Annotated in this window: 17 protein-coding genes and 2 pseudogenes; 6 read left to right on the forward strand and 13 right to left on the reverse strand. The window is 68.3% G+C overall.

The features are described from left to right. Positions 1-53: 53 nt before the first annotated feature. Both ACFQE0_RS05525 and ACFQE0_RS05530 read left to right on the forward strand, forming a co-directional pair. Complete coding sequence (locus tag ACFQE0_RS05525) at positions 54-356, forward strand: YggT family protein (RefSeq protein WP_378967848.1); 303 nt, start codon at positions 54-56, stop codon at positions 354-356. Positions 357-369: 13 nt separating this feature from the next. Continuing rightward, complete coding sequence (locus tag ACFQE0_RS05530; protein WP_378967851.1) at positions 370-1,413, forward strand: MaoC family dehydratase; 1,044 nt, start codon at positions 370-372, stop codon at positions 1,411-1,413. A 46-nt stretch (positions 1,414-1,459) separates the two neighbouring features. Here the strand turns inward: ACFQE0_RS05530 and ACFQE0_RS05535 are convergent, their stop codons facing one another. After that, the gene (locus ACFQE0_RS05535) at positions 1,460-2,020 is read right to left on the reverse strand and encodes a L,D-transpeptidase (RefSeq protein WP_378967853.1); all 561 of its coding nucleotides are present in this window, start codon (positions 2,018-2,020) and stop codon (positions 1,460-1,462) included. 188 nt (positions 2,021-2,208) lie between these two features. Between ACFQE0_RS05535 and ACFQE0_RS05540 the strand changes: the two genes are divergently transcribed. The 3 genes and pseudogenes from ACFQE0_RS05540 to ACFQE0_RS05550 all read left to right on the forward strand — a co-directional run bounded on the left by ACFQE0_RS05540 (position 2,209) and on the right by ACFQE0_RS05550 (position 7,222). After that, entirely contained in the window at positions 2,209-2,655 is a 447-nt protein-coding gene (locus ACFQE0_RS05540; protein ID WP_378967855.1) for a hypothetical protein, read from the forward strand. A gap of 151 nt (positions 2,656-2,806) precedes the next feature. Next, positions 2,807-4,048: an efflux RND transporter periplasmic adaptor subunit gene (locus ACFQE0_RS05545; RefSeq protein WP_378975291.1), complete on the forward strand. Its 1,242-nt coding sequence runs from the start codon at positions 2,807-2,809 to the stop codon at positions 4,046-4,048. Between the two features lie 11 nt (positions 4,049-4,059). Next, positions 4,060-7,222: pseudogene (locus ACFQE0_RS05550) on the forward strand (multidrug efflux RND transporter permease subunit). A 309-nt stretch (positions 7,223-7,531) separates the two neighbouring features. On the opposite strand, the gene purQ reads toward ACFQE0_RS05550, so the two are convergent. The 5 genes and pseudogenes from purQ to ACFQE0_RS05575 form a co-directional block, all read right to left on the reverse strand. Beyond that, on the reverse strand, positions 7,532-8,212 hold the full coding sequence (gene purQ, locus ACFQE0_RS05555; protein ID WP_378967858.1) for a phosphoribosylformylglycinamidine synthase subunit PurQ: 681 nt from the start codon (positions 8,210-8,212) through the stop codon (positions 7,532-7,534). Beyond that, a complete protein-coding gene (gene purS, locus ACFQE0_RS05560; protein ID WP_378967860.1) occupies positions 8,212-8,451 on the reverse strand; it encodes a phosphoribosylformylglycinamidine synthase subunit PurS in 240 nt (79 codons plus the stop codon). Before purS ends, purQ begins: the two co-directional genes overlap by 1 nt. A gap of 123 nt (positions 8,452-8,574) precedes the next feature. Further along, positions 8,575-8,824: pseudogene (locus tag ACFQE0_RS05565) on the reverse strand (hypothetical protein). 94 nt (positions 8,825-8,918) lie between these two features. After that, positions 8,919-9,518: an ActR/PrrA/RegA family redox response regulator transcription factor gene (locus ACFQE0_RS05570; protein WP_378967862.1), complete on the reverse strand. Its 600-nt coding sequence runs from the start codon at positions 9,516-9,518 to the stop codon at positions 8,919-8,921. 37 nt (positions 9,519-9,555) lie between these two features. After that, positions 9,556-10,950, reverse strand: coding sequence for an ActS/PrrB/RegB family redox-sensitive histidine kinase (locus tag ACFQE0_RS05575; RefSeq protein ID WP_378967864.1), 1,395 nt, complete (start codon positions 10,948-10,950; stop codon positions 9,556-9,558). A 194-nt stretch (positions 10,951-11,144) separates the two neighbouring features. Between ACFQE0_RS05575 and ACFQE0_RS05580 the strand changes: the two genes are divergently transcribed. After that, positions 11,145-12,422: a polyhydroxyalkanoate depolymerase gene (locus ACFQE0_RS05580; RefSeq protein ID WP_378967866.1), complete on the forward strand. Its 1,278-nt coding sequence runs from the start codon at positions 11,145-11,147 to the stop codon at positions 12,420-12,422. A 10-nt stretch (positions 12,423-12,432) separates the two neighbouring features. Here ACFQE0_RS05580 and ACFQE0_RS05585 read toward each other — a convergent pair whose 3' ends face one another. From ACFQE0_RS05585 to ACFQE0_RS05615, 7 genes are all read right to left on the reverse strand, one after another. Next, positions 12,433-12,648: a hypothetical protein gene (locus ACFQE0_RS05585; protein WP_378967868.1), complete on the reverse strand. Its 216-nt coding sequence runs from the start codon at positions 12,646-12,648 to the stop codon at positions 12,433-12,435. A gap of 145 nt (positions 12,649-12,793) precedes the next feature. Next, a complete protein-coding gene (locus ACFQE0_RS05590) occupies positions 12,794-13,579 on the reverse strand; it encodes an SDR family NAD(P)-dependent oxidoreductase (protein WP_465264060.1) in 786 nt (261 codons plus the stop codon). A gap of 77 nt (positions 13,580-13,656) precedes the next feature. After that, entirely contained in the window at positions 13,657-14,400 is a 744-nt protein-coding gene (locus ACFQE0_RS05595; RefSeq protein WP_378967870.1) for a nucleotidyltransferase family protein, read from the reverse strand. Between the two features lie 28 nt (positions 14,401-14,428). Further along, positions 14,429-16,030 carry a tRNA (adenosine(37)-N6)-threonylcarbamoyltransferase complex ATPase subunit type 1 TsaE gene (gene tsaE, locus ACFQE0_RS05600; RefSeq protein ID WP_378967873.1) on the reverse strand — a complete coding sequence of 534 codons (1,602 nt, stop codon included), beginning with the start codon at positions 16,028-16,030 and terminating at the stop codon, positions 14,429-14,431. A 172-nt stretch (positions 16,031-16,202) separates the two neighbouring features. Then, positions 16,203-16,370 carry a hypothetical protein gene (locus tag ACFQE0_RS05605; RefSeq protein WP_378967875.1) on the reverse strand — a complete coding sequence of 56 codons (168 nt, stop codon included), beginning with the start codon at positions 16,368-16,370 and terminating at the stop codon, positions 16,203-16,205. A 38-nt stretch (positions 16,371-16,408) separates the two neighbouring features. Then, positions 16,409-16,837, reverse strand: a complete 429-nt coding sequence (locus tag ACFQE0_RS05610) for an EamA family transporter (RefSeq protein ID WP_378975295.1) — start codon at positions 16,835-16,837, stop codon at positions 16,409-16,411. A 131-nt stretch (positions 16,838-16,968) separates the two neighbouring features. Next, entirely contained in the window at positions 16,969-19,221 is a 2,253-nt protein-coding gene (locus tag ACFQE0_RS05615; protein ID WP_378967877.1) for a xanthine dehydrogenase family protein molybdopterin-binding subunit, read from the reverse strand. Positions 19,222-19,224: the final 3 nt, after the last annotated feature.

The raw sequence follows: 19,224 nt of genomic DNA on the forward strand, positions 1-19,224 counted from the left end.
TTCTGCGTCGACGGCGCGCGGAACCTGCTCTTCGAGGACATCGCGCGGCCCGCATGAACGCCCTGATCTGGCTCTTCGATACCGTCGTCCAGCTCTTCATCTACGTGCTCATCGCGAGCGCGGTCCTGAGTTGGCTGGTGGCTTTCAACGTGGTGAACGTGCGCAACCCCGTGGTCGCGCAGATCGGTGAGGTCCTTTACCGGATCACCGAGCCCGCCTTGCGGCCGATCCGCAACCTCCTGCCCAACCTCGGCGGCGTCGACATCTCGCCGATCATCCTCATCCTGCTGCTGCTGTTCATCAGCCGCCTGCTGCATGAGTTCGCCGTCCCGGCCACCTACGTCTACACCCGGTAAGGAGCGGCTCTCCGTGAAGACCAATCCCGGCCGCTTCTTCGAGGATTTTCGTCTCGGCGAGACGATCCGCCATGCCACGCCGCGCACGGTGACCACCGGCGACGTGGCGCTCTACACGGGCCTCTACGGGCCGCGCTTCGCCGTGCAGTCGTCGGATGCCTTCGCCCGCGCGTTGGGCTATCCGAAGAGCCCGCTCGACGATCTGCTCACCTTCCACGTCGTGTTCGGCAAGACCGTGCCCGACGTGTCGCTGAACGCCCTCGCCAATCTCGGCTATGCCGAAGGTGGGTTCCGGCGGCCGGTCTATCCCGGTGAGACGCTGTCCACCGTCTCCGAGGTCATCGGCCTCAAGGAAAGCTCCAACCGGCAGACGGGCGTCGTCTACGTGCGCTCGGTCGGCTCCGACGAGCATGGCGAGACCGTTTTGAGCTATTGCCGCTGGGTGCTCGTGCGGAAGCGCGACCCGGAGGCCGTCATCGCCGAGGAGCATGTCCCGACGCTGGCCAAGGCGGTCGATCCGAAGGATCTGGCAGGTGCCCTGCCCCCGCTGAATGCCTCGGCCTACGACGTCGCGCTCGCGGGCAGCCCGCACCGCTTCGGCGACTATCAGGCCGGCGAGCGTATCGACCACGTCGACGGCATGACCGTCGAGGAGGCCGAGCACCAGATCGCCACGCGCCTGTTCCAGAACACGGCCAAGGTGCATTTCGACGGGCTTGCCGCGAAGGACACCCGGTTCGGGCGCCGCCTGATCTACGGCGGGCATGTCATCTCGCTGGCCCGCGCGCTCAGCTACAACGGGCTGGGCAACGCCTTCGCCATCGCGGGCATCAATGCCGGGCGGCATGTCGGGCCGCTGTTTGCGGGCGACACGGTCTATGCCTGGAGCGAGGTGGTCGAGACCGCCGATGTGGGCCGCGACGATGTCGGCCTGCTGCGCCTGCGCACGGTGGCCACGAAGAACCAGCCCTGCGCCGACTTCCCCGACAAGTTCAACGACGGCTACGACCCGGCGGTGATCCTCGACCTCGACTACTGGGCCTTCGTTCCGAAGTAGAAAACAGGGATCCCAAAGGAGCGAGTCCTTTGGGATCCCCCTGTCGTCAGTCCTTGACGACGACCTTGGTGCCGACCTTCACGCGGTCGTAGAGATCGACCACGTCCTTGTTGGTCATGCGGATGCAGCCCGACGAGACGGCCGCGCCCATCGTCTCGGGCTCGTTCGAGCCGTGGATGCGGTAGAGCGACGAGCCGAGATACATGGCGCGGGCGCCGAGCGGGTTGTCCTGGCCGCCGGTCATGTAGCGGGGCAGGTCGGGGCGGCGGGCCAGCATCTGCTGCGGCGGGCGCCAATCCGGCCATTCCTTCTTCCCGGTGACGGTCTTCACACCCGACCACGAGAAGCCCTCGCGGCCGACGCCGACGCCGTAGCGGATCGCCTCGCCACCGCCGAGCACGTAGTAAAGGCGGCGCTGCTTGGTCGAAACGACCACCGTGCCGGGCTTCTCCTTGCCCGTCCAAGCCACCGTCTCACGCGGAATCGCCTGTGTGCGGAATCCGTTGAGAAAATCGGCGATCGGCCCCCGGTCGAAGAAATCGGCCCGGGCCGGAACGGCCCCGAGCATCAATCCGGCGATCGCCAGCGTCGCGATGCGTCCCGACATGCGTATCCTTGCATCCATCGATAGGTGGACCCGTGGGCCCTCAATCGGACCGGGCATCGCCATCGCGGCAGGGATGAGGCCGGGCTTGAGCCGAGCACGGCGTTTGCAGTGCGGTGTGGATTTTGCGCCACAGACATGCGTCACCGGTCGCGATTGCATCCGCGGGCGGCCGTGCTTATCTCACAAACGTGATCAGCCCGCCTGCCCCTTCGGCCCGCCTCCTCGCGGACCCTACGGCCTCTCGGCCCGGCATGCGGCTCGCGGCCTTCGCCGTGGGCCAGGGCGCCATTGCGTTCGGCTTGGTCGCGCTCGGATTCGTCGCTCTCTTCGTCTTCGCGCTCTGGCCGGACTCTGGTGAAATGCGCTCACCCGGCGCGGCGTTCCGCCCCGCTTTGACGGTCGTGGCCCCGCATACCGCCCCGGTCGAGGTGCCGAGGCTGGTCCGGGCCGATTGGAACGGCACCGCCATCGCGGCCGCCGACGGCGAGATCGCCCCCGATCCGGCTCTGCCCATGCCGAGCGCGCAAGCCGTGCCGGTTCCGGGCTCCGTGCCGGCCTCCTTCCGCGAGGCGCGCCTGGTGCCGCCTGCCTCCGCGCCCTTTGCGTCTCCTTTGCGCCCTCCCCGCGCGGCCTGACGTTCCGCGCACACCGGATTTTGGTCACGCCTCGGAGCCAAGATGCCCCGAAGCCCGGCCAGACCGGTGGTGCCGCTTCGAGCCGCCTTAGGTCTGCCCACACGACTTCCGTCCGCGCTGCGGACGCCAGTCAGGAGCGTCGCAACCCGTGATCCGCCTGTCCCGTCTTTCGTCGCGCGCTCTCGCGCTCCTGCCGGTCGCCGCCCTCGGCCTGTCGCTGGCCGCCTGCAACAAACGCGAGGCCGCCGCGCCGACGCCCCCCGTGCCGGAGGTCGGGTTCGTCACCGTCCACGCCCAGGCAATTCCCTATGTCCGCGACCTCCCGGGGCGCGTCGCCCCCATGCGCATCGCCGAAGTGCGCTCCCGGGTCTCCGGCCTCGTGATCAAGCGACTGTTCGAGCAGGGCAGCCAAGTCAAGGAAGGGGACATCCTCTACAAGATCGATCCGGCCCCCTATGTGGTCGAGCTTGCCAGCGCCGAGGCGGCCCTCGCCCGTCAGGAGGCGGCGCTCGTGCTGGCCCGCCAGCAGGCGGACCGGCTGGAGCAACTTCTGGCTCGGGCCACGGCGAGCCAAGCCCAGTACGATGCCGCCTTCGCCGCGCGGAAGCAGGCCGAGGCGGAAGTCGCGGGCGCCAAGGCGACCCGCGATCGGGCGCAGCTCAACCTGTCATGGACGGATGTGCGCGCGCCGATCACCGGGCGCATCGGCCGGGCGCTGCTCACCGAGGGCACACTCATCGAGCCGGGCTCGACGGGGGCGCTCGCCACGATCCAGCAGCTCGATCCGATCTATGTCGACATCACCCAGTCGGTGGGCGAACTGAACCGCCTGCGCCGGGACCTCGCCAGCGGCGAGCTCGCGCGCCTGGAGGACAACGCCGCCAACGTCCACCTCATCATGGATGACGGCAGCCTCTATCCGCTGGCGGGCCGCCTGCTCTTCTCCGAGGTGACTGCCGATCCGAGCACGGGTCAGGTGACGCTGCGCGTCCAGTTCCCCAACCCGCACGACGAATTGTTCCCCGGCATGTATGTCCGCGCCCGCATCAAGCAGGGTATCGATTCGGACGCCATCGCCGTGCCGCAGCAGGCGATCCAGCGCACCGACGACGGCCGCGCCGAGGTGTGGGTGATCCGCGACGATCAGACCGTCATGCGCCAGCCGGTGGAGGTCGGCCCGGTGGTTGGCGGCGATTGGCTGATCCGCAACGGCCTGAAGGCGGGCGAGCGGGTGATCGTGGATGGGTTCCAGAAGGTCACCGTCGGAATGACGGTGAAGCCCGTCGATCAGACCCCGCCCCATGCCGAAGCTGCGCCGCAGACCGACGCGGACGAGGCCTCCGAGAAGGCGGATTCGCAGCAGCGCGCGCAAGCCGCCGCGCAGCGTCGCTGAGGGAGGCGCCCATGGCCCGCTTCTTCATCGACCGACCGGTTTTCGCCTGGGTCGTCGCGCTGTTCATCATCCTGGGCGGCGCGCTGGCAATCCCGAACCTGCCCGTGGCGCAGTATCCGGTGATCGCGCCACCCTCCATCGCCCTCTCGACCGCCTTCCCCGGCGCCTCGGTGGAAAGCCTCTATACCGGCACGACCCGGCTCATCGAGGATGAGCTCGAACGGCGCGGCCAACATCATGAGCTTCGAGTCGACCACCGACTCGTTCGGCTCCGTGAACATCACCGCCACCTTCCGGCCGGGCACGGACCCGTCGCTGGCCTCGGTGGAGGTGCAGAACCGCCTCAAGCGCGTGGAAGCACGCCTACCGCTCGAAGTCCGCCAGAACGGCATCCTCGTGGAAGAGGCCTCAGCGGCGACCCTCAACATCATCACCCTCGTCTCGACGGACGGGGCGATGGACGAGGTGGGCCTCGGCGACTTCCTGATCCGCAACGTCATCAACGAGATCCGCCGCATCCCCGGCGTCGGCCGCGCGACGCTCTACTCGACGGAGCGGTCGCTCCGTGTCTGGGTCGATCCCGACAAGCTGCGCGGCTTGTCCCTCACCCCCGGCGACGTCAGCGACGCCATCCGCAACCAGAACATCCAGATCGCTTCCGGCGCGGTCGGTGCGCAGCCGAGCCCCTCGGCCAATGCGCTCACCGCGCCGATCGTCGTGAAGGGCCAGCTCTCCACGGTGGAGGATTTCGGGGCCATCGTCCTGCGGGCGAACCCGGACGGTTCGAACGTGCGCCTGCGCGACGTCGCCCGCATCGAACTCGGCGGCGACGCCTACCAGTTCTCGACCCGCCTCAATGGCGGGCAGGCGGCGGGTATCTCGGTGACGCTGGCGCCCGACGGCAACGCGCTGGAAACCGCCAAGGCGATCCGCGCCAAGATGGTGGAGCTGTCGCAGTTCTTCCCGCCGGGGCTGAAGTGGGACATCCCCTACGACATCACCCCGGCCGTGAAGGCCTCCATCGAGAAGGTGATGCATACCCTGGTCGAGGCGGTGATCCTCGTCTTCCTCGTGATGTTCCTGTTCCTGCAGAACATCCGCTACACGCTCATCCCGACCATTGTCGTGCCGATCGCCCTGGCGGGCACGGTGACGGTGATGTGGCTCACGGGCTTCTCTGTGAACGTGCTCACCATGTTCGGCATGGTGCTGGCCATCGGCATCCTCGTCGACGACGCCATCGTCGTGGTCGAGAATGTCGAGCGCATCATGAACGAGGAGGGCCTGCCGCCGAAGGAGGCCACTCGCAAGGCCATGGACCAGATCACCGGGGCGATCATCGGCATCACCCTGGTGCTGATGGCCGTGTTCGTGCCGATGGCGTTCTTCCCCGGCTCGGTCGGCATCATCTACCGGCAGTTCTCCATAGCGATGGTCACGTCCATCGCCTTCTCGGCCCTGCTGGCGCTGTCGCTGACCCCCGCCCTCTGCGCCACCTTCCTCAAGCCCATCGAGAAGGGCCACGGCCACGCCAAGGGCGGCGTGTTCGGGATGTTCAACCGGTTCGTGGACCGGGAGACCGCCCGCTACGGACGCGGCACGGCGTGGTTCATCGCCAAGGCCGGCCGGGTCATGCTGGTCTATGTCGCGCTAGTGGCAGGCACCGCCTACGCCTTCGTGCAGTTGCCGGAGGGCTTCCTGCCGGTGGAGGACCAGGGCTTCTTCACCGTGGACGTGCAGACGCCCCCCGGCGCCTCGTTCAACCGGACCATGACGGCCGTGCGCAAGGTCGAGGAGCATCTCCTTGCGCAGCCCGGCGTCGCCACGGTGACGATCCTCAACGGCTTCTCGTTCTCGGGCCAGGGGCCGAACACCAGCCAGGCCTTCGTGACCCTGAAGCCCTGGGGCGAGCGCGACGCCGCCAATTCCGCCGCCGCCTTGGTGAAGAGCACCAACGACGCCCTGGGCAATTACCGCGACGCGGTGATCGACGCCCAGGAGCCGCCGCCGGTCGACAACCTCGGCAACGCGTCGGGCTTCTCCTTCCGCCTCCAAGACCGGGCGCAGCGGGGCTACGCGGCGCTCACCGCGGCGCAGGCGCAGTTGCTCTCCATCGCGAAGCGCAGCCCGATCCTGAAGAACGTGAAGATCGAGGGCCTGCCCGCTACGCCCCAGGCGGAGCTCCTCATCGACCGTGAGAAGGCGGCGGCGCTCGGCGTGAAGTTCGAGGACATCAACGACGTCATCCAGGTGAACCTCGGTTCGGTCTATACCAACGACTTCCCGAACCGGGGCAAGATGCAGCGCGTCTACGTCCAGGCCGAGCAATTGCAGCGCCTGAACGCCTCGGACATCCTCAACTACGCGGTGAAGAACAGTACCGGCACCATGGTGCCCATGTCCTCCTTCGCCGAGCTGAAATGGGGGATGGGGCCGAGCCAGATCGTCGGCTTCAACGGCTACCAGTCGGTCCGCTTCACCGGCGAGCCCCGCGCCGGCTTCACCACCGGCGATGCCATCGCCGAGATGGAGCAGCTGATGCTGCAACTGCCCAAGGGCTTCGGCTATGCCTGGACCGGCCAGTCCGAGCAGGAGAAGCTGGCGGGCAGCCAAGCGACGCTGCTGCTCGCTCTCTCGGTGCTGATCGTCTTCCTGCTGCTCGCCGCGCTCTACGAAAGCTGGGCGATCCCCGTCTCGGTGCTGCTCGTCATCCCGCTGGGGGTGATCGGATCGGTGGCGGCGGTGATGCTGCGGGGCATGCCGAACGACGTGTATTTCAAGATCGGTCTCATCACGATCATCGGCCTCTCGGCCAAGAACGCGATCCTGATCGTGGAATTCGCCCGTGACCTGTGGAAGCCCGGCACCTCCGTGGTGAAGGCCGCCATCGACGCGGCGACCCTTCGCTTCCGGCCGATCGTGATGACGTCGCTCGCCTTCATCTTCGGCGTGGTGCCGCTCGCCATCGCAACCGGCGCTGCCTCGAAGAGCCAGCAGGCCATCGGCACGGGCGTGATGGGCGGCATGATCACGGCTACCGTGCTCGCGGTGTTCTTCGTACCGGTCTTCTTCGTGGTGGTGATGCGCCTCTTCCGCCGGAAGGCGGTGCGGGAGGGCGAGCAGGCCGCGCAGGAGAGCAAGACACCCCGCCTCCATGCGAGCGCCGCCGAGTGAGGCGGCGCTCCCCTCCCCCTCGGGCGACGAAAAAAGCCGCCCCGAGGGGCGGCTGAGCGAGTCATCAGGGAGGCATCAAACAGAGTGGACGAAAACGGGTCGCACTCGACATCCAGAAATCTGGATGCCTCATTCATGAAGCGAAAACCTTAATAGGCTATTAAGTAAACTTCGGGAGATCGCATAAGACTGAACGAAATCAGTCTATCCAGCACCACACCTTACTCCACGTGGGCCTCACAAGGCAGGGCGCGGTTCCCCTCTTCCCGCAGGCGGGGAGAGGGGCGATGCATCTGTCCGATCAGATTCTCAGGCCGCCAAGCTCTCGAACAGGCCGCGCCCGTCCGTGCCGCCGATCAGGCCTTCGACGAAGTTCTCCGGGTGGGGCATCATCCCGAGGACGTTGGCCTGCTCCGAATAGATTCCGGCGATGCTGTTCAACGAGCCATTGCGGTTAGCCGCAACCGTGATGTTGCCCGCCTCGTCGCAGTAGCGGAAGGCCACCCGGCCCTCGCCCTCGATGCGGGCGATGGTGTCGGGATCGGCGAAGTAATTGCCCTCGCCATGGGCGACGCAGACGTCGATCACCTGCCCCTGCGTGTAGGCGCGGGCGAAGCGGGTATCGGTGCGCTCGACCCGCAGGGTCTGCCGGTGGCAGATGAACCGGCGGTCGGCGTTGCGCATCAGCGCGCCGGGCAGGAGACCCGATTCGCACAGGATCTGGAAGCCGTTGCAGATGCCGAGCACGAGGCCGCCCCGGGCCGCATGGGCGCGCACCGCGTCCATGGCCGCCGCGCGGCCCGCAATGGCGCCGCAGCGCAGGTAATCGCCATAGGAGAAGCCGCCGGGCAGCACGGCGAGGTCCGTCCCTTGCGGAAGCGCCGTGTCGGCGTGCCAGACCATCGAGACCTTCGCCCCCGACAGACGCAACGCCCGCGCGACATCCGCCTCGCGGTTCGAACCCGGGAAGACGACGATGGCGGCGTGCATCAGGCGATCTCGATCGCGTAGTTCTCGACGACCGTGTTGGCGAGAAGCTTCTCGCAGGCCGCCTTCAGCGTCTCCTGGGCCGCAGCCTGATCGGCGGCGGACACCTCGAGGTCGAAGACCTTGCCCTGACGGACGCCCTCGATCCCGGGGATGCCGAGGGACTTCAGAGCCGCCTCGATCGCCTTGCCCTGGGGATCCAGCACGCCGGTCTTCAGGGTGACGGTGATACGGGCTTTCATCGCTGTTCAACTCACCGGTTGCCGGTCGCCCACCGCGTCGGCGACAACGACTCTGTGCCGCGGATCCTTAGATCAGGCCAGAGGCCTTGTCGAACGATCCGACGCGCAAGACAGTCCGCTTGGTCAGGTTCGCTTGGATACGGCGGTGCCGCCACGGGCGGTGATGGGCTCGATGCTCGTGGCGCGGCGCCAGAGCCTGGAGCATGATCCAGGCGGCGAACAGGCTGAACACGCCCATCAGGACATGGCCGACCCGGTCGCCCAGATCGAACAGACCCGCGAGCGCCCAACCGGCGGCGATCGCCACGGCGAACACCTCCGTGCCGACCAGAACCATCATGCTCAGGATGGTGACCGCATTGCGTGCGTTCACTGCTCACGCCCTTCCTGCCCGATGACCGGGCTCGTGAGCGCCCTGCTACCCCAGGGCGGGCGGGCGGCGCAAGCAGCGCCGCCCTGACCGGTTCTCAGCGCGGGGCGCGCTTGGCCAGGATCCGCTGCAGCGTCCGGCGGTGCATGTTGAGCCGACGCGCCGTCTCGCTGACGTTGCGACCGCACAGCTCGTAGACCCGCTGGATGTGTTCCCAGCGCACCCGATCGGCGGACATCGGGTTCTCCGGCGGGTCCGCCCGCTCGCCCGGCTGCGCCATGAGCGTGCCGTGGATCTCGTCCGCATCGGCGGGCTTGGCGAGGTAGTCGAACGCGCCGAGCTTCACGGCCGTTACCGCCGTGGCGATGTTGCCGTAACCCGTGAGGATCACCCCACGCGCCTCGGGACGGCGCTCCTTGAGGCGGGCGATCACGTCGAGGCCGTTGCCGTCGCCGAGCCGCATGTCGATCACGGCGAAGGCGGGGGCGTGTGCTTCCACCGCCGACACACCCTCGGCGACGCTTTCGGCAACCTGCACATGATAGCCGCGGCTTTCCATGGCCCGTGCGAGACGGGTGGAGAAGGGCTTGTCGTCATCGACAATCAGCAGGCTACGATCGGTGAAGGCAGCCAGCGGATCGGTCTCGCTGAGGATTGCGGCCTCGGCGGCCGAGTTGGTCCCGGACTGCGTGAGCATCGGGAAAATCCTTTCGAAGATGTCTTCGTTCAGACCACTATATAGGCACGATGTCGCGCGACGGCAGGGGCGTGGAACCGCTTATGTCCGGCGAAAGCCGGGGTGCGGCACCTCGTTCGAAAATATGTCGCGCCCAGGAAACGCGGACGATGGCTCCATGCGAGTGAGCGCCCGCCGCGTTCGACAGGCCGATCTGCGCGCCCGAACGCTCGATCAGCGTCTTGGCGATGAACAGGCCGAGGCCGAGACCCACCGTCTCGCTGCCGGCCGGCGGCGATTGCCCGACGCTGCGGGTCGTCACGTAGGGCTCACCCGCCCGCAGCAGCACCTCCGGCGAGAAGCCCGGCCCGTCGTCGCGGATCTCGATCCAGACCCGCTCCTGGTTCCAATGGCCCTGGATGGAGACCCGCGTCGTGGCGAAGTCGACCGCGTTGTCGAGGATATTGCCGAGGCCGAACATCACGCCGGGGTTGCGGCGGCAGGAGGGCTCCGGCCCATCACCCTGGCAGGAGGCGTCGATGACGACGCCGAGCGCCCTCTGCGGCGCCACCAGTTCCTCGATGAGATGGCTGAACGTCACGGTGGTGAGGAAGTCGCCCTCCCCGTCTCCGTCCAGCGAAGTGAGCTTGCCGAGGATGCTGCGGCAGCGATCCACCTGCTCGCGGAGCAGGGCTAGATCGTCCGCCACCGCCGGGGAAGCGTTGGGCCCGAGTTGGCGGATCAGCTCCTTCGACACGACCATGATCGTGCCGAGCGGCGTGCCCAGTTCATGCGCCGCCGCCGCCGCGAGCCCGTCGAGCTGCGACAGGTGCTGCTCGCGGGCGAGGACCAGTTCGGTGGCTGCAAGGGCCTGGGCGAGCTGGCGCGCCTCCTCCGCGACCCGCCACGCGTAGACGCCGGTGAAGGCCGTGCCGAGGAGGATCGCCGTCCAGACCCCCGAGACGTAGAGGAACGGCAATTCGATCCGCCCATCCGCGAACCACGGCAGCGGGCGGTGGACGAGGGCGAGCAGCGTCGCGAGGCCGATGGCGAGGAGGCCCAGCGCCAGGGTGCGCTCCGGCGGCAGCGCGGTCGCCGAGATCAGCACGGGGGCGAGGAACAGGAGCGAGAAAGGGTTCTGCAACCCGCCCGTCAGGAACAACAGGGCGGCCAGCTGCACGATATCGAAGGCCAGCAGCAAGGCGGCCGAGTCGGCGTTCAGCCGGTAGCTCGCCGGAAAGCGGATGCGCAGGGCGAGGTTCAGCCAGGACGAGGCCGCGATGACGAGGAAGCACCAGCCGAAGGGCAGGTTGAGGCCCAAGCCGAATTGCGCCCCCACGACCGCCGCGCTCTGTCCGGTGATCGCGAGCCAGCGCAATCTGACGAACGTGTCGAGGCGTAGCTGCCGCGCCCTCCCGTCGAGTCCGGCCAGTCGCTCCTGAATCGTATGCATCCCTGGAACTTAAGGCCCTGGTACGAGAACGGGAATCGGTATGCTCCACAAGCGCCTATGATAGGCTCCGCCGACTGTTGGACGCGTGGGACGAGCGGCCGCGCCGTTACGGCCCCGTTCAGACGGAACCTTCATCCTGAGCCTGAAGTTGCCGCGTTCCGGATGGGCCGCGCCCCACCGCGAAGGAGACGACCATGTTGCTGGCCTACGGATTGTTCGAAGGCGCGCGGATGATGATGGCTCCGGCGCGCCTCGCCGCCGACCTCACCCGCCACAGCGTCCAGAGCCCGGCCAACCCGATGGCCTACTCGCCCTATGCCCGCTCCATCGCAGCGGGCTGCGAGATGTTCGAACGGGTGACCCGGCGCTACGGCAAACCCGCCTTCGGCTTCACCGAGACCGTGGTGGAAGGCCGCCGCGTCCCCGTCACTGAGCGCGTCGTCTCGGAGCGGCCGTTCTGCCGTCTCGTCGCCTTCGATCGCGCCTTCGATACCCCGCCCGCCGAGCCGCAGCCGAAGCTGCTCATCGTCGCGCCGATGTCAGGCCATTACGCGACGCTGCTGCGCGGCACCGTCGAGGCGATGCTGCCGAATCACCGGGTCTTCATCACGGATTGGACCGATGCGCGCATGGTGCCGCTGCTGGCCGGTCCGTTCGACCTCGACACCTACATCGACTACCTGCGCGACATCTTCGCCGAACTCGGCCCCGACCTTCACGTCATGGCCGTGTGCCAGCCCGCCGTGCCGGTCATGGCCGCCGTGGCGCTGATGGAGGCCGAGGGCGAGCCGCACGTCCCGGTGTCGATGACGCTGATGGGCGGGCCGATCGACACCCGCCGCTCGCCCACAGCCGTGAACTGCCTCGCTCAGGAACGCGGGCAGGAATGGTTCGAACAGAACACGATCAGCCTCGTGCCGCCGATCTATCCCGGCGCCTTCCGGCGGGTTTATCCGGGCTTCCTGCAATTGTCGGGCTTCATGGCGATGAACCTCGACCGCCACGTCACCGCCCATACCGACATGTTCGAGCATCTGGTGAAGGGCGACGGCGATTCAGCCGAGAAGCACCGCGAGTTCTACGACGAGTACCTCGCGGTGATGGACCTGACCGCCGAGTATTACCTTCAGACCGTGCAGACGGTGTTCGTGAAGCATGCGCTGCCGAAGGGCGAGATGACCTGCCGCGGCGTGAAGGTGGATACGGCGGCGATCCGCCGTTGCGCCATCCTCGCGGTCGAGGGCGAGAACGACGACATTTCCGGCGTCGGCCAGACCAAGGCCGCCCTCGACATGACGCCGAACCTGCCCGAGGCGCGCAAGGCGTATCACCTCCAGCCGGGCGTCGGCCATTACGGCGTGTTCAACGGCTCGCGCTACCGGTCGATCATCGCGCCGCGCATCGCCAGCTTCATCCGCGACATGGCCGTGGAGGCCACGAAGCGGCCGGTCTACCTGCGCAGCGTCGGCTGAGACCCGCCGGTCAGGCCGCCTCTTTCGCCGGGGCGGCCGGGCGCGGCCCGAACAGGCTGCGATAAAGGACGGAGGGGGTCACGGAGCGCCCATCTCCGTCGACGATCGCCACGTCGGCGAGCCCGGCGGCCGACAGGCTCATCGCCTGGTCGAGGGCCGAGAGAAGCGTCGCATGGCGATGGTCGCGGCGGCCGACGGCGCAGCGGGCGGTGACAGTGTAATTCACGGGGCGGACATTCCTGAACAGTCCGGCTCCGCGCAGCGAGTCGCCGGTGCCGTCTTCCTCTCCGTCAATAACGGCGAGACCTTGCGGGAATGTTGTCCGCCCCGCGACTGAGCGTTGAATCTCGCGGATTTATACCGCGCGCAGTCTAACTGCGGAGAGCAGGCAGGCCGATGCCGGTCGCCTCGAAGCCCCCATCCACGGCCAGCACCTGCCCGGTGACGTAGGAGGCGCGGGACGAGCACAGGAATACGATGGCCTGCGCCAACTCGCTCTCCAGACCGTAGCGGGCGAGCGGCACGGCGTCGTGATAGGCGGCGCGGATCTCCGGGCTGTGCACCGCCTTGGCCATGGCAGTATCCACCGGGCCGGGGGCGACGGCATTCACGCGGATGCCGTGCTGGGCGAGTTCGATGGCCTGCTGCTTGGTGAGCTGGGCGAGCCCGGCCTTGCTGGTGCCGTAGGCGACGCGGAGCGTCGAGGCGCGCAGGCCCGAAATCGAGGTGATGTTCACGATCGCCCCGCCGCCGCCCGCCGCCATCAGGGGCGCAGCCGCCTGGGTGCAGAGGAACGGGCCGGACAGGTTCACCGCCAGCACCTTCGACCACTCCTCGAAGGTGGTTTCGAGCAGCGGCTTGAAGATGGCGATGCCCGCGTTGTTCACGAGCGCGTCGAGGCGGCCGAACCGCTCTTCCACCTGCTGCACGGCGGCCTTCACCTGGGCCGGGTCGGACACGTCCGCCACGATAGCGAGCGTCGCCTCGGGCTCACCGAGACGGCCCATCGTGGCCTCCAGGTTGCCCCCCTCGATGTCGAGCAGGGCGACCTTCCAGCCTTCCTTCAGAAGAAGCTCCGTCGTGGCGAGGCCGATGCCCCGCGCCGCGCCCGTCACGAGGGCAACGCGGCCTTTGTCAGACCCTTGGGTTTCCTGCACGATGCGATCTCCGTCGCGGGGCGGGCCTCGAAGGCCCTTCATGGCAATGGGGCGGGCCTCGAAGGCCCTCATGGCAATCAGGGGATGCGGACGCTCGCCTGCACCCGTTCCTCGGCTGCGCGGATCGCCTCCGGAGTGCCGACATGGAGCCATTGCCCGTCGAGGCGCATGCCGTAGAGGCGCTGCGCGGCGATGGCCCTGTCGAACAGCAGGTTGAGGGAGAAGGCCCCCTCTGGCGTGTCAGCGAAGAGAGCGGGCTTCAGGATCACCACGCCCGCATAGATGAAGGGCGCGACCTTGCGCTCGCCCCGGCGTTCCAGGCGCCCGTCCGTGTCCATCACGAAGTCGCCCGCGCCCTCGTAGCCGAGGCTCGTCGTGGTGGGGGCGACGAGCAGGAGCGCGTCCATCCGTGCCCCGTCCCAGGCGGCGACGAGCCGCGAGAGGTTCGGAGCCGGGCCTTCGAGCCAGAAGGAATCGGAGTTCAACACCACGAAGGGCGCGTCACCCATCAGCGGCAGCGCCTTGCGGATGCCGCCGCCGGTCTCGAGCAGGGCCTCGCGCTCGTCCGAGACGGTGATGCGGGGCGGACCGCTCCGCGCGGCGACATGCGCCTCGATCTGCTCCGCGAGCCAGTGGACGTTGACCACCGCGTCCGTCAGCCCGGCCTCGGCGGCCCGGTCGAGGGCGTGGTCGAGGAGCGACTTGCCCGCCACCTTCACCAGGGGCTTGGGCATGGTGTCCGTCACCGGCCGCATGCGGGTGCCGAGCCCTGCAGCGAGGACGAAGGCGCGGGTGATGGGGGTTTCGGAGGCGTCGCTCATGGATAAACGTCCTGGCCGTCGCGCGGGGTCAGGCTTCGGGGCTGTCGGCGACGGTGCCGGGCAGGTGCCGCAGGTGCCAGTCCCGTACAGCCGCCAACGCCGGGTGGGCGAGGTTGCGGGCGAGATAGCCCTCGATCCGCGGGAGGTGCGCGAGATAGGCGGGCTTGCCGTCGCGCCGGTCGAGTCGCGCGAAGATGCCGAGGATCTTCGTCGCTCGCTGCGCCGCCAGCAGGGCGTAGGCGGTGGCGAAGGCGCTCATGTCGAAATTCGGATCACGGGCGCGGCGCTCGCGGACATAGAGGCCGAGCAGCCGCAATTCGAAATCGGCGCTGGCATCGACGCGGGCGTCCTGCAGCAGTGAGGCGACGTCGTAGGCCGGATGGCCCATCACCGCGTCCTGGAAGTCGATGACGCCGACCCGCTCCAACCCCTCGCGGCCCGGGAGCCAGATCAGGTTGGGCGAATGGTAGTCGCGCAGCGTCCAGGTCGGGCGCTCGGGAATCGCGCCGTCCAGGGCCTCGCGCCACAGGGTGATGAACTCGTCCCTCGCCTCCTGCGGCAGCGTTACGCCGCGGATAGCCGGGGCGTACCATTCGGGCAGCAGCTCCGCCTCGAACAGCAGCGCCTCCTTGTCGTAGGGCGGCAGGACGTGGTCGATCCCCTCGGCCACCGGGAGCGTGGCGGGCAGATCGGTGGCGTGGAGCTTGGCGAGCAGGCGCACGGCCTCCGCGTAGCGTTCCGGCCGGGGGGCACCGTTCTCGACCACCGGCTCGTTGCCGAGATCCTCGAGGATGAGAAGCCCCTCGGTCAGATCCTCGCCGTAGACCTTGGGGGCCGAGAAGCCGAGCGCCCGCAGGCCCCGGTCCAGGGCCACGAAGGCGTGGACGCTTTCGGCCAGATGGACGATCGCCGAGTAGGGCTTGCCGTCGCGCACCGCAGGTCCGTCGGGCCGCGCCGGGGAGATCATCAGCACCGCCGTGGCGCCGTCGGGCTTGCGCAGGCGCTCATAGGCGCGGGACGAGGCGTCCCCCTGCATCAGGATGCGCTCGGCCTCGTCCCAGCCCGCGCGGGCCAGGAGCTTGCGCACCGCCCGCGCCCGGTCGATGCGGGCGCGCATGCCGCCCAGGCCCTCGATCCGGGCGAAGCGCGAGCCCTCGCCGAATTCCGGCCGCAGCGACAGGGAGATGGACAGGACCGGCCCGTCATGCGGCGGCATCTTCTCCGGCCACTCGACCAGGGTGATCGCCCCCTCGGCCATCTCCTCGAAGCCGAGTTCGACCAGTTCGTCCGGGTCGCGCAGCCGGTAGAGGTCGGCATGGACGATGGGGTGCCCGTCGCGGGAGGTGTAGGGCTGGATCAGCGTGAAGGTCGGGCTCGGGACTTCCAGGGCCGGGTCGCCCGCCAGTTCGCGGATGATCGCGCGGGCGAGCGTCGTCTTGCCGTCCCCGAGGCTGCCCGTGAGCAGCACGCGGTCCCCCGGAAGCAGGACCTCGCACAGGAACAGGCCGAGATCCTCCGTCGCCGCCTCATCGGGCAGCACGAATTCCCAGGCGGATGCGGCTCCGCTCGTTCCCTCGCGTCCGTCCTGATCGTCGCCGCCCAAAACCACCTCCGCGAGCCTGCCGCGCATCGTCCGTAAAGCAGAACCCGATGCAAGCCCAATCCCACCGCCGCGCCCGGAAGGCCGCACGGCGGTGCAGGGAAAGCACGCGCCCGGACCGGCCTATAGCAGAGGATGGCGGAGCCCCAATGCTACAACCGGCGCGCGAAGGCGCAACCTGACGAAGGGATGACGCGCGGTGTCAGCGGGCGGCGGTGACGCTGAGCATCGGCAGCGTGACCGACAAGGCTGCTTCCGGGCCCCGCGCGGTACCGAAGCTCGCCAGCGCCGCGAGACCGAGGCAGAGCGTTACGCCGAGAAGCGACGTCTCGAAGCCGCGATAGACCCATTCCATCGTCACCTCCCGCATTGAGCAGCGACGATGAGCGGAAAAGATTACGATCAGGCTTACCAGCCCGACGCGACGAGGGCGGCTCCGGCGGCGATCAGCGCGACACCCGCCCAGGCCGTCATGCTCAAGCTTTCGCCCAGCAGGCTGGCCCCGAGGACCGCCACCAGCACGACGCTGAGCTTGTCGAGGGGTGCGACGCGGGCCGCATCACCGAGCGACAGGGCACGGAAGTAGCACAGCCAGGAAGCGCCTGTGGCGAGGCCCGATAGGATCAGGAACAGCAGGCTCCGGCCCGAGATCTGCCCGAGCGCCGCCCCCTGCCCCGTCGCCGCGACGAGCGCGGCGGCAAAGAGCCCGATGACGATCGTGCGTACGAGGGTCGCCACGTCGGACGCGACGCCCGAGACCCCGACCTTCGCCAGGATCGCGGTCATCGCCGCGAAGACCGCCGAGAGGATCGCCCAGAAGCGCCAGGATTGCAGCAGCACGGTCTTTCCCCCTCCTCACTCGTTGCGAATGCAAGTGAAGCAATCCGGGGCGCGGAACGCCTCTTGACGGAGCGCCGACCCTGGATTGCTTCGCCTTCGCTCGCAATGACGAGGGGAGAAGCCTGCTCTTACAGCAGCTTCTCGATGGTGATCGGCAGGTCGCGGACGCGCTTGCCGGTGGCGTGATGCACCGCGTTGGCGATGGCCGCCGCCGTGCCGACGATGCCGATCTCGCCGACGCCCTTCACGCCCAGCGGATTGGCCTTGTCCTCCTCGTCCACGAAGATCACGTCGAGGTCGTGAATGTCGGCATTCGCAGGCACGTGGTACTCGCCGAGGTTCCGGTTCATCCACCGGCCGAGGGTGTGGTCGAGCATCGACTCCTCGTGCAGCGCCGAGCCGATCCCCATCACGGTGGCGCCGATGATCTGGCTCCGGGCCGTCTTGGGATTGAGGATCTTGCCCGCCGCGATGGCCGAGACCACCCGCGTCACGCGCACCTGGCCGAGTTCCTCATCGACCTTCACCTCCACGAACACCGCTTGGTGGGTGAAGCACTCGAACTCCTTGGCGAAGTCCGAATCCGGCTCGGCCTCGCCCGTCACCTCGATCCGGTCGTGACCGCCCGCCTTCATCGCATCGATGATGGCGACCGAGCGGGACGGGTCGTCGGCGAGCGCGATGCGCCCATTCGTGAACACCACCCGCTCGAAATCGGCATTGGCGAGAGGTGAGTTGTCCATCCGGCGGGCGAGCACGAAGACCTGCGCCGCGATCTCGCGGCAGGCCTTCATCGCCGCCGTGCCGGAGGAGGCCGCCGTCCACGAGCCGCCCGCGACGGGGGCCTCGGCAAGCGAGGTGTCGCCGAGCTTCGTGGTCACGTCCTCCATCGGCAGGCCGAGCGTGTCGGCGCCGATCTGGGTGAGGATCGTGTAGGTGCCCGTGCCGATGTCGCCCGTGGCGTTGCCGAGTTCGAGCTTGCCGTCGGCCGTCAGGACCGCGCGCACCTTGGAGGGCATCATCAGCGCCTCCCAGATGCCCGAGGCGACGCCCCAGCCGACGAGTTCGCGTCCGTCGCGCATGGAGCGGGGCTCCGGGTTGCGTTTGCCCCAGCCGAAGCGTGCCGCCCCCTGCTCGAAGCAGGATTTCAGCGCCTTCGAGCCGAAGGGCTTGTCCTCGATCGGCTCCCGGTCGGTGTAGTTGATCAGCCGTAGTTCGATCGGGTCCTTGCCCGTCGCCTGGGCCAGTTCGTCGATCGCGCTTTCCAGGGCGAAAAGGCCGGAGACGGCGCCGGGGGCGCGCATGTCACCGGGCGTGGCCGTATCGAGCTTGGCAAGCTTGTAGGTGAGCTTGACGTTGTCGCAGGCATAGAGCGTGCCTGCCCAGTTGACGATGTTCTCCTGGTAATCCTCGTAGGTCGAGGTGCCGTGCACGGCATCGTGCCGGAGGGCCTGGAGAGCGCCATCCTGGCCCGCACCCAGCGAAACGGTCTGCACCGCTTCGGCCCGGTAGGTGAAGCTCCACATCTGCTCGCGGGTGAGCACGATCCGCACGGAGCGGTTCAGGTCGCGGGCCGCCAGCATCGCCAGGAAGGCCTGGAATTGCGGGCGAAGCCCTGAGCCGAAGCCGCCGCCGAGATAGGGGTTGAGCACCCGCACCTGCTCGGGCTTCAAGCCGAAGGCGCCGGTCAGGTAGCCCTGCGTGTTCACCACGCCCTGGACCTTGTCGTAGACGGTATAGCTGTCGTCGCCCTCGACCACGACTGTCGTGGCGTGCGGCTCCATCGGGTTATGGTGCTCGTTCGCCATCCGGTACTGCTGGCGGACCTTGATCGGTGCCTTGTCGAAGGCGCCGTCGGCATCGCCCCATGGCTCCGGCGGCGGCTTGATGCCGTCGCGCTTGGTCGGCGGGTCGTAGGCCTCGCCGACGAGGGCATCGATGTCGGTCTTCGGCGCCTCGGCCTTGTAGCTGACCTTCACGAGCGAGGCGGCGTAGCGGGCCGTCTCGAAATCCTCCGCCAACACGACCGCCACCGGCTGGCCGGAGAACAGGATGGTCGCGTCGAGGAGCGGACGGTAGGGCACACCGGGTGGGCCGACCATGTCCTGATAAGCCTTCGGGTCCTCCGACATGTCCGGCCGGTTCTCGTGGGTCAGAACCTTGATGACGCCGGGCACGGCCTCGGCCTCGGCGCTGTCGATGCCAGTGATCGCGCCGCGGGCGATGGTGCTGGTGACGACGTAACCGTGGGTGAGGCCGGGCGCGGAGAACTCGGCCGCATACTTCGCGAGGCCGGTCACCTTGGCGGGGCCGTCGACGCGGCTGCGGGGGCTGCCGACATGCCGGTCCGAGCCGGCGGCGGGGCTGATCTGAATGGTCATATC

Origin of the sequence: Methylobacterium komagatae, from assembly GCF_042661665.1 — a bacterium.
GTDB lineage: Bacteria > Pseudomonadota > Alphaproteobacteria > Rhizobiales > Beijerinckiaceae > Methylobacterium > Methylobacterium komagatae.

Excerpts from the sequence above, each read along its gene's own strand:
- ACFQE0_RS05525 (WP_378967848.1), top strand. The coding sequence starts at position 54 with ATGAACGCCCTGATCTGGCTCTTCGATACCGTCGTCCAGCTCTTCATC.
- ACFQE0_RS05535 (WP_378967853.1), bottom strand. The coding sequence starts at position 2,020 with ATGTCGGGACGCATCGCGACGCTGGCGATCGCCGGATTGATGCTCGGG.
- purQ (WP_378967858.1), bottom strand. The coding sequence starts at position 8,212 with ATGCACGCCGCCATCGTCGTCTTCCCGGGTTCGAACCGCGAGGCGGAT.
- purS (WP_378967860.1), bottom strand. The coding sequence starts at position 8,451 with ATGAAAGCCCGTATCACCGTCACCCTGAAGACCGGCGTGCTGGATCCC.
- ACFQE0_RS05570 (WP_378967862.1), bottom strand. The coding sequence starts at position 9,518 with ATGCTCACGCAGTCCGGGACCAACTCGGCCGCCGAGGCCGCAATCCTC.
- ACFQE0_RS05575 (WP_378967864.1), bottom strand. The coding sequence starts at position 10,950 with ATGCATACGATTCAGGAGCGACTGGCCGGACTCGACGGGAGGGCGCGG.
- ACFQE0_RS05580 (WP_378967866.1), top strand. The coding sequence starts at position 11,145 with ATGTTGCTGGCCTACGGATTGTTCGAAGGCGCGCGGATGATGATGGCT.
- ACFQE0_RS05595 (WP_378967870.1), bottom strand. The coding sequence starts at position 14,400 with ATGAGCGACGCCTCCGAAACCCCCATCACCCGCGCCTTCGTCCTCGCT.
- tsaE (WP_378967873.1), bottom strand. The coding sequence starts at position 16,030 with ATGCGCGGCAGGCTCGCGGAGGTGGTTTTGGGCGGCGACGATCAGGAC.
- ACFQE0_RS05605 (WP_378967875.1), bottom strand. The coding sequence starts at position 16,370 with ATGCGGGAGGTGACGATGGAATGGGTCTATCGCGGCTTCGAGACGTCG.
- ACFQE0_RS05615 (WP_378967877.1), bottom strand. The coding sequence starts at position 19,221 with ATGACCATTCAGATCAGCCCCGCCGCCGGCTCGGACCGGCATGTCGGC.